The organism is Sphingomonas sp. CCH9-E2 (genome assembly GCF_001557215.1).
Lineage (GTDB): Bacteria > Pseudomonadota > Alphaproteobacteria > Sphingomonadales > Sphingomonadaceae > Sphingomonas.
Genome location: NZ_LSJM01000272.1, coordinates 1 through 8,775, shown reverse-complemented (window position 1 = coordinate 8,775; position 8,775 = coordinate 1). Strand labels below are relative to the sequence as shown.

General features: G+C 66.6%; 11 protein-coding genes and 1 tRNA gene. 8 read left to right on the top strand and 4 right to left on the bottom strand.

The features are described from left to right. The coding region (locus tag AX681_RS12580; RefSeq protein WP_066682364.1) for a sigma-54-dependent transcriptional regulator at window positions 1-1,227 on the bottom strand (1,227 nt) is incomplete at its 3' end. Between the two features lie 161 nt (window positions 1,228-1,388). Here AX681_RS12580 and AX681_RS21445 point away from each other — a divergent pair. The 7 genes from AX681_RS21445 to AX681_RS12550 all read left to right on the top strand — a co-directional run bounded on the left by AX681_RS21445 (window position 1,389) and on the right by AX681_RS12550 (window position 6,771). Beyond that, on the top strand, window positions 1,389-1,514 hold the full coding sequence (locus AX681_RS21445; protein ID WP_082737864.1) for an aa3-type cytochrome c oxidase subunit IV: 126 nt from the start codon (window positions 1,389-1,391) through the stop codon (window positions 1,512-1,514). Between the two features lies 1 nt (window position 1,515). Next, on the top strand, window positions 1,516-2,637 hold the full coding sequence (locus tag AX681_RS12575) for an NAD(P) transhydrogenase subunit alpha (protein WP_066657837.1): 1,122 nt from the start codon (window positions 1,516-1,518) through the stop codon (window positions 2,635-2,637). Further along, window positions 2,634-3,011, top strand: coding sequence for a hypothetical protein (locus AX681_RS12570; RefSeq protein WP_066657840.1), 378 nt, complete (start codon window positions 2,634-2,636; stop codon window positions 3,009-3,011). Before AX681_RS12575 ends, AX681_RS12570 begins: the two co-directional genes overlap by 4 nt. Before the next feature lie 2 nt (window positions 3,012-3,013). Then, window positions 3,014-3,292 (top strand): NAD(P) transhydrogenase subunit alpha, encoded by a 279-nt coding sequence (locus tag AX681_RS12565; RefSeq protein ID WP_066657843.1) that lies wholly within the window; start codon window positions 3,014-3,016, stop codon window positions 3,290-3,292. Between the two features lie 4 nt (window positions 3,293-3,296). After that, on the top strand, window positions 3,297-4,733 hold the full coding sequence (locus AX681_RS12560) for an NAD(P)(+) transhydrogenase (Re/Si-specific) subunit beta (RefSeq protein ID WP_066657846.1): 1,437 nt from the start codon (window positions 3,297-3,299) through the stop codon (window positions 4,731-4,733). Window positions 4,734-4,818: 85 nt separating this feature from the next. Continuing rightward, window positions 4,819-5,715 (top strand): hypothetical protein, encoded by an 897-nt coding sequence (locus AX681_RS12555; RefSeq protein ID WP_066657853.1) that lies wholly within the window; start codon window positions 4,819-4,821, stop codon window positions 5,713-5,715. A 132-nt stretch (window positions 5,716-5,847) separates the two neighbouring features. Further along, window positions 5,848-6,771 (top strand): hypothetical protein, encoded by a 924-nt coding sequence (locus AX681_RS12550; protein ID WP_156442627.1) that lies wholly within the window; start codon window positions 5,848-5,850, stop codon window positions 6,769-6,771. Window positions 6,772-6,774: 3 nt separating this feature from the next. On the opposite strand, the gene AX681_RS12545 is transcribed toward AX681_RS12550, so the two are convergent. The 3 genes from AX681_RS12545 to folK all read right to left on the bottom strand — a co-directional run bounded on the left by AX681_RS12545 (window position 6,775) and on the right by folK (window position 7,744). Continuing rightward, window positions 6,775-7,143: a hypothetical protein gene (locus AX681_RS12545; protein WP_066657859.1), complete on the bottom strand. Its 369-nt coding sequence runs from the start codon at window positions 7,141-7,143 to the stop codon at window positions 6,775-6,777. A gap of 12 nt (window positions 7,144-7,155) precedes the next feature. Further along, window positions 7,156-7,231: transfer RNA gene (locus AX681_RS12540), tRNA-Lys, on the bottom strand. A gap of 45 nt (window positions 7,232-7,276) precedes the next feature. Next, entirely contained in the window at window positions 7,277-7,744 is a 468-nt protein-coding gene (folK, locus tag AX681_RS12535) for a 2-amino-4-hydroxy-6-hydroxymethyldihydropteridine diphosphokinase (protein ID WP_066657861.1), read from the bottom strand. Between the two features lie 22 nt (window positions 7,745-7,766). Here folK and AX681_RS12530 point away from each other — a divergent pair, with 22 nt between their 5' ends. Next, window positions 7,767-8,426 carry a uracil-DNA glycosylase gene (locus AX681_RS12530; protein ID WP_066657863.1) on the top strand — a complete coding sequence of 220 codons (660 nt, stop codon included), beginning with the start codon at window positions 7,767-7,769 and terminating at the stop codon, window positions 8,424-8,426. Window positions 8,427-8,775 lie beyond the last annotated feature (349 nt).

Sequence of the window (8,775 nt, the reverse complement as noted above, 5' to 3'; positions counted from 1 at the left end):
GCCATGAGCCTGCCCGCCCCCTGCCGGACGTCCGCCCGCCAGCTGCGCGATCTGCGGGAAATCGGCGCGGGTCAGCGCATCGCCGTCACACAGCACCGCCGCTCGGAACAGCGCGTTCTGCAGCTGCCGCACATTGCCCGGCCAGTCATAGCCGCCGAGCAACGCCAGCGCATCGTCGGTAATCCCCAGCGGCCGCAGCCCGGGCTGCTCGGCAATGCGCGCGAGCAGGTGGCGCGCGAGCGGCGCGATGTCACCGGCACGGTCGCGCAGCGGCGGGATCGTCACCTGCACGACGTTGAGCCGGTAATAGAGATCCTCGCGGAACCGCCCTTCCTCGACCTCGGTCAGCAATGTCTTGTTGGTCGCCGCGATCACGCGGACATCGACCTGCGACGCATGGCGCGCGCCGATCGGCTGAACCTCGCCCGACTGGACCACGCGCAGCAGCTTGACCTGCGCCTCCAGCGGCATTTCGCCGATCTCGTCGAGGAAGATGGTGCCGCCATCAGCCTCCTGGAACCGCCCGATCTTGCGTTCGAACGCACCGGTAAAGGCGCCCTTTTCATGCCCGAACAGTTCGGATTCGACCAGGTTCGCGGGAATCGCACCGCAATTGACGCGGACGATCGGCTTGGTGTGGCGCGGCGACGCGGCATGGATTGCCTCTGCCACCACTTCCTTGCCGACGCCGCTCTCGCCCTCGATCAGCACCGGCACACGCGCGCGCGCCGCCTTGGCCGCGATCGCCAGCGCGGCGCGGAACTGCGGCGCGGACCCGACAATCTCGTCGAACGCGAGATGCGCGGACATCTTCTCGGTCAGCGGACGCAGCTCGCCCGCAACCTTCGCCCCGACCGCACAGTCCAGTGCGGCGAGCAGACGCTCGGCCGCCAGCGGCTTCACCAGAAAATCGGTCGCCCCCGCGCGCATCGCGCTGACTGCGGCCGCGACCGAGCCGTTGGCGGTCAGCAGCAGGATCGGCAGCATCGGGCGGTTGAGCCGCAGCTCGGCGATTAGCGACGCCGCATCGAAATCGGGCGCCCAATGATCGAGGATGATCGCATCGAGTGCCATGCCATCGGGCGTGCCCAGCGTCGCCACCGCGGTTTCATGGTCGCTGGCAAAGATCGTGCGCCATCCGCGCCGCGCCGCAATGGCGGCGATCAGGCGGCGCTGGGCCGGTTCTTCATCGATCAGCATCAACTGGCGCTGTCCGTTGCGCGTCATCGTTCGTCCCCAAACCTGTCTCGGCTGTCCCTTATTCGGTCACCCAGCATAAGACGGTCGGGTAAAGACGGGCTTAAGCCTGCCTAAAGCGCACAGGGGTTGAGAGGCGCGCGACCGCTGTCTAAGACAGGAACCATAACAGCGTTACGAGGGGAAGACGCATGGCCCAGAGCGGCGACATGAAGGCACATGAAGCGACCTATGGCGGATTCATGCGGCTGTTGAAGGTTGGCACGATCGTCAGCGCCGTCGTCGCTGCGTTCGTGATCTGGCTGATCGCAGCCTAAGGTGAAGATCGCCGTCCTCAAGGAGACCGCCGCCGGTGAGCGGCGCGTCTCCGCGACGCCGGAAACCGTCAAGAAATTCGTCTCGCTGGGTGCCGCTGTCGCGGTTGAACTCGGGGCGGGTGACACCGGTTTCCTATCCGACGCAAGCTATGAAGCTGCCGGCGCAACGATCGGCTCACGCGCCGACGTGCTGGCCGATGCCGACATCGTGCTGGGCGTGCAGGGTCCCGACCCCGCGACGCTGGCGGGGATCAAGCCGGGTGCCTGGCTCGCCGCGGGGCTGAACCCGTTCGGCGAGCGCGCGCGCGTCGATGCCTATGCCGCGCTGGGGATCGAGGCGCTGGCGATGGAGTTCATGCCGCGCATCACCCGCGCGCAGTCGATGGACATATTGTCGTCGCAGTCGAACCTCGCGGGATACAAGGCGGTGCTCGACGCCGCGTCCGAATATGGCCGCGTCTTCCCGATGATGATGACCGCAGCGGGCACCGTATCGGCGGCCAAGGTGTTCGTCATGGGCGTCGGCGTCGCCGGGCTTCAGGCGATCGCCACCGCCCGCCGCCTCGGCGCGCAGGTCTCGGCGACCGACGTGCGCAGCGCGACGAAGGAGCAGATCCAGTCGCTCGGCGCCAAGCCGATCTTCGTCGAGAATGTCGCTGGGATCGAGGGCGAAGGCTCGGGCGGCTATGCCACCGAGATGAGCGACGAATACAAGGCCGCTCAGGCCGAGCTGGTCTCGTCGCACATCGCCAGGCAGGATATCGTCATCACCACCGCACTGATCCCGGGCCGCCCCGCGCCCCGGCTGATCAGCGACGCACAGATCGCGTCGATGCGTCCTGGCAGCGTCATCGTCGATCTCGCGGTCGAAGCCGGCGGCAATGTCGAAGGAGCGGTCGCGGGCGAGGTTGTGGAACGCCACGGCGTCAAGATCGTCGGCCACCGCAACGTGACCAGCCGCCTGTCGAGCGATGCCTCGGCCTTGTTCGCGCGCAACCTCTACAATTTCCTCTCGGCCTTCTGGGACAAGGAAGCGGGGAAGCCGGTGCTGGACGAAGAAATCGGCGACGCGATCCGGCTGACGCAGGGCGGCAAAGTGGTGAATCCGAGGTTGCTCGGGTGAGCGCGAGCACTCTGTTCGCGCTCTTGGCTGCGGGGATTCCGCTTGGTGGCGTCGCCGATACGCCGATCGATCCGTTATCGAAAGCCTATTGGCGCCTCTTGGACGAACGCCGCTGCGCGATTCTACACTTCTCCAAGGATAGCCTCGCGGTTTTCAGTGAGCTGGATCGCATCGACGCGATCCTGCTCAAAGCGGGTGAAAGCGGGTTGACGAAGCACCTGATCGATGCCGCGGCAAAATGGCGCGAGCACGACGCGGTGGCGGGCAAGATCTGCGATTTTCAGACGCCTGGCTGGCGCGGCCGGGCCGTTGAGTCGCTCAGAAAGGCAAATGACGCGCTGGAAAGCGCCGTACGCAGCAGTGCGAAGGGGTAATCATGGACTTCATCTCGATCCTGTCGATCTTCGTGCTGGCGTGTTTCGTCGGCTACTATGTCGTGTGGTCGGTGACCCCGGCGCTACACACGCCGCTGATGGCGGTCACCAATGCGATTTCCAGCGTCATTATCGTCGGCGCGCTCATTGCGTCGGCGGCTGCCGGTAGCGCGACTGCCAAATGGCTCGGCCTGATCGCCGTTGCGCTGGCCGCGGTGAACATTTTCGGCGGGTTCGCCGTGACCGAGCGGATGCTCGCCATGTACAAGAAGAAGGGCTGAGCCGATGCACGAAGCTGCTCCCATCAACCCCTGGGTCGCGCTCGCCTATCTGATTTCGGGCGTGCTGTTCATCCTGGCCCTGCGCGGCCTGTCCTCGCCCTCGACCAGCCGCCGCGGCAACCGGTTCGGCATGGCGGGCATGCTGATCGCGGTGGTGACGACGCTCGTCACGCACGAGATCGCGTCGCTGCCGGAGATTGTCGGCGCGATCGCGGTCGGCGGGATCGTCGGCTTTGTCATCGCGCGCAAGATCAAGATGACCGACATGCCGCAGCTGGTGGCGGGCTTCCACAGCCTCGTTGGCCTTGCCGCAGTGCTGGTCGGCGTTGCCGCCTATCTCAACCCCGAGGCATTCGGCATCGTCTTTCCCGCCGGATCGCCCAACGCGGGCCTGATCCTGCCGGTCAGCCGGATCGAGCTGGGCCTTGGCGTCGCGATCGGTGCGATCACCTTCTCCGGATCGGTCATCGCCTTCCTCAAGCTCAACGGCAATATGAGCGGCGCGCCGATCATGCTGCCCGGGCGGCATGTCATCAACCTCGGCACGCTCGCCGCGATCCTGGGCCTGATCGCGTTCCTGACGGTCGAGCTGCGCGCGCCCGAATGGGTGTTCTGGACCGTGCTGGTCCTGTCCTTCGTGATCGGTTTCCTGCTGATCATCCCGATCGGCGGCGCGGACATGCCGGTGGTGGTGTCGATGCTCAACAGCTATTCGGGCTGGGCAGCGGCGGCGATGGGCTTCACGCTCGGCAACACCGCGATGATCATCACCGGCGCATTGGTCGGCAGCTCGGGCGCGATCCTGAGCTACATCATGTGCAAGGCGATGAACCGCAGCTTCATCAGCGTGATCGCGGGCGGTTTCGGTGGAGACAGCGGCGGTGCAGCGGCGGGCGCGGCCAAGACCGATCGTCCGTGGAAGCGGGGCAGCGCCGAGGACGCCGCGTTCCTGATGCAACAGGCCGAACAGGTCATCATCGTCCCCGGATACGGCATGGCGGTGGCGCAGGCGCAGCACGCGCTGCGCGAAATGGGCGACAAGCTCAAGGAACATGGTGTCCGCGTGAAATATGCGATCCATCCGGTCGCGGGGCGCATGCCGGGCCACATGAACGTGCTGCTGGCCGAGGCGAACGTCCCCTATGACGAGGTGTTCGAGCTGGAGGATATCAACAGCGAGTTCGCCCAGACAGACGTCGCCTTCATCATCGGCGCGAACGACGTGGTGAACCCGGCGGCAAAGACCGACAAGAGCTCGCCCATCTACGGCATGCCGGTGTTCGACGTGAACAAGGCCAAGACGGTGCTGTTCATCAAGCGCAGCATGGGCGGGGTCGGCTATGCCGGCGTCGACAATGACGTGTTCTATCAGGACAACACCATGATGCTGCTGGCGGACGCCAAGAAGATGGTCGAGGAAATCGTCAAGTCGCTCGACTGAATATGTCCGGTCCTGGTCGCGCTTAATCGCTTGATCTATCGGCGCGACCCGGACAGCATCCCCCGGCAACATTGGGGGATGGGCAATGCTGAGTGTCGGGCGGATTTTGGAAGGCGCGTTCGGGCTGGTGCGCGAACGCTTCGTGGCGGTCGCGATCTGGATTGCGGTCTATTTCGCCGGGAACATCGCCATGATGCTGTCGGTCGGGTCGATGTTCGGGGTCGTCACCAACCCCGCCGCAGCCAGCGATCCCAGCGCGATGATCGGGGCGCTGATCCCGATCTACCTGATCAGCTTCGTCATGATGTTGGTCGGCCTGGTCCTCTACACTGCGGCGATGCGCGCCGTGCTGCGGCCGGGAGCGGACAGCGTGGGCTATATCCGGCTGGGCATGGATGAACTCCGCCTGCTCGGGCTGCTGATCCTGTTCGGCATTATCGGCGTCATCCTGGTCATCGGCTTTTCGATCCTGGCCGGCCTCATCGGCGTCGGCGCCGCCATGGGCAGCGAATCGGGCGGGGTCACGGTAATCGTGACGCTGCTGCTCTCGCTCGCCGTATTCGCCATCATGCTGTTCTTGACCGTCCGCTTCTCGCTCGCCTTCCCGCTCACGCTCCATCGCGGCAAGATCGCGATCGGTGAAGCATGGATCCTGAGCCGCGGACGCTTCTGGACCCTGTTCGGTGCCGCGTTGGTCTTCTCGTTGCTCGTCTTTGTTCTGAACACGGTCGTTTCGCTGGTCACCATGGGCGGCTATTTCTTCGACGTGATCGCCGCCGCCGGAAATCCCGAGGCGACCGCGCGCGCCGTCGAAGCGCAGACCCAGTCGTTCGGCCAGCTCAGTGCAACGACGATCCTCTATTCGCTGGGCAGTGCCATCACCGCCGGACTGTGGGTGACGCTGGCAGGCGGCAGCATTGCTACCGCTGCCAAGCTGCTGCTCGCCGACGCGGACGAGGATGCCGAGGACGTATTCGGCTAAGCCACTTGCCAGAGTGCATCCATAATGGAGATAACGGGCGGCAGACCGGTTAAATTCGGAGCCGCCTTGTGCTGACGCGCCGCCCCGCCCCGCGATTACATCCGCATTGCACCGCAAAGCGGAGGGATTGCGATGAGTGACGCCATGACGGTTACCGAGCTTGCCGCCGATGCCGCGCGCGTCCTGATCGTGGCAGCGCCAGCGGCGCAGGAGCGGCATCGGGCGGTCGTCACCGCGAGCGGCGCGCGGGTGCTGGGGACGGTCGCGCCGGACGCGGTCGATGCGGCGCTGGCCGGCCTGATCACTGCCGAGCTGATCGTCATCGACGGCAGCGGCATCGACCCCGACCGGATCGCCGCAAGCGCCGAACGCGTTGCCGACTGGACCCACAACGGGGATTGCCGGATCATCGCCATGCTCGACACCGACGCCCTCGATCTGGCAGCGCCGGTCCTGATGGACGCCGGGGCGGTGCTGCTGTGCGATCCGTCCGCGACCGACTATGCCGCAGCGCTGACCCGGGCGAGTGCGCCGCCCGGGGCGCGGCTGCACGATGCGACGCAGGAGCGCGAGGCCGAACGCTTGCGCCTGCTCAACGAGGAGGTGGCGCGGCTCGCGGCCGTCCTGTCCGATTTCGCCGCCGATCCGGTGCGGCGCGAGCTGCGCGAACCCGGCCGCGGCTATCGTCCCGAACCGGGCGGCGAGCCCGATCCGGCACCGCGCACCGTCCGTGCCACGATCCGCGCCCGGCGGCTGCGCGACCAGCATTTCACCCCCGAACTCTTCGCCGACCCCGCTTGGGACATGTTGCTCGACCTCTATGCCGCCCGGTTGGAGGGCAGCCGCGTGTCGGTGTCGAGCCTGTGCATCGCGGCGTCGGTCCCGCCGACCACGGCGCTGCGCTGGATCGGGACGATGCACGATGCCGGGCTGTTCGAGCGCGAGGCCGATCCCGGCGACCGGCGGCGGGCGCATATCACGCTGTCAGCGCGGGCGGTCGACGCGATGCGCGGCTATTTCACGGCAGTCGCGCGGCTGGGGCTGCTGCCGATCTGACGATCAGGGTTCGAAGCGCAGCACGTGCAGCGGCTTGCCGACCTCACCGAACTGCACCTCGCTCGGCGTCTTGCTGAGGAAGATGCGCGCAGAGACGGTGGGCGTCACGTTCTGGTGGACTCCGAACCCGGCGTGGCTGCCGGCATCGACATCGACCTTGCGGACGATCGCCGCATCCAGATAGCGCTCGTCGCGCCGCGCCACCGCCACCGAATTGAGCAGTCCGCGCTCGGCCACCGGGACGACAACGACAAAGGGCGACCAGCTGCCCGACACCGGCCACACCTCGACCTCCAGCGCGGATTCGCGCGGATAGAGTTCGTAGCCGAACGACGAGGGTGCGCTGGGCTGAACGAACGGCTGGTCGGACATGATGGTCTCCGGTGGTGAGCCCTGATGGATTCGAACCATCGACCTACTGATTAAAAGTCAGTTGCTCTACCGACTGAGCTAAGGGCCCCCGAGGCGGGTAAGGCGCTGCACCTAAGCGGCGATGCGTTGCGGGTCAACCGGGGAGGCGGGCGGCGAGTTGGCGGATCGTTCGTCCCGTCAGCGGATCGCGCCAGTCGGGGACGATGCTGACCAATGGGCGCAGCACGAAGGCGCGCTGGCGGAACAGCGGGTGCGGGATGGTGAGGCCCGGGCTGCTCCATGCGCCGCCCGACCAGAGGATCAGGTCGAGGTCGATCACGCGTGAGTCCCAGCGGCGGCCGCGACGGCGGCCGAAACTCCGCTCGATCTGTTTGAGGCGCGCCAGCAATTCGGGCGGGGTTTCGATGCTTTCGATCAGGACAGCGGCGTTGGCGAAGCGGCGGCGCGAGGGGCCGAGCGGGGCGGTTTCGATTGCCCGCGAGTGCGCAACCACCCCGCCGATCGCCGCGATCGCCGCCGCCAGCTGCTGTCGCGGCGATCCATGGCGGCCGCGCCGGTTCGATCCCAGCGCGACGACATAATGGTGGGTTGAGGCGCTCACCCGCCCCGCCTATCCCGGCTGCATGATCCCGCCAAGTCCGTTGCCCGATACCGAACCGCCGCACGATTGCCCGCGCTGTCCGCGCCTTGTCGCGCTGCGGGAGGAGTTGCGGGTCGAATATCCCGACTGGTGGAACGCGCCGGTTCCGGCGTTCGGCGATCCCGATGGCTGGCTCGGCATTATCGGGCTGGCGCCGGGCAAGCATGGCGCGAACCGGACGGGGCGGCCGTTCACCGGCGACTTCGCGGGCGACCTGATGTTCGCGACGCTCGCCAAGTTCGGGTTCACCGAGGGAACTTATGAGAGCCGGGCCGATGACGGGTTGCAGTTGCGCGGGGCGATCATCGTCAATTCGGTCAAATGCCTGCCGCCGGAGAACAAGCCGACGCCCGAGGAGGCGCGGACCTGTCGCCCCTTTGCGGAAGGACAGGTCGATGCGTTGCCCAATGCGCGCATCTTCATCGCGCTCGGCCAGATCGCGCACCAGAGCGCGGTCAAGATCCTGGGCGGCAAGCTGCCCAAATGCCGGTTCGGCCATCTGGCGGAGCATCGCATGCCCGACGGACGGGTGCTGATCGATAGCTATCACTGCTCGCGCTACAACCAGAATACCGGGCGGCTGACGGCGGCGATGTTCGAGGCGGTGTTTGCGCGGGCGCTGGAGTTGCGCGGGACGGTTTGAGCGTCCGACGAAGCTGACGTTTTTGATGGGGTTTCGGGGCGAAGCGACCGCGACGCGACGGGTTTGCGCCTGCGACGCGACACCGACGCGACAGTGTCGCGACGCCGGGTGGCGGGGTGTCAGGCTGTTGGCGATGGGCATGAGGGCTGTCCCGATCGGTTGAGGGGACAGATGAGATATGCCTGATCGGGGTCTGTAGGAAAGCGAATTCGGTCATTGATCCTCCCCCGCAAGGGGGAGGTGGCGCCGAAGGCGACGGAGGGGGCGGAAGCACCGCGGCAAGAGGCGACTGGACATCGCCGTCCTCCCCCTCCGTCAGGCTGCGCCTGCCACCTCCCCCTGGCGGGGG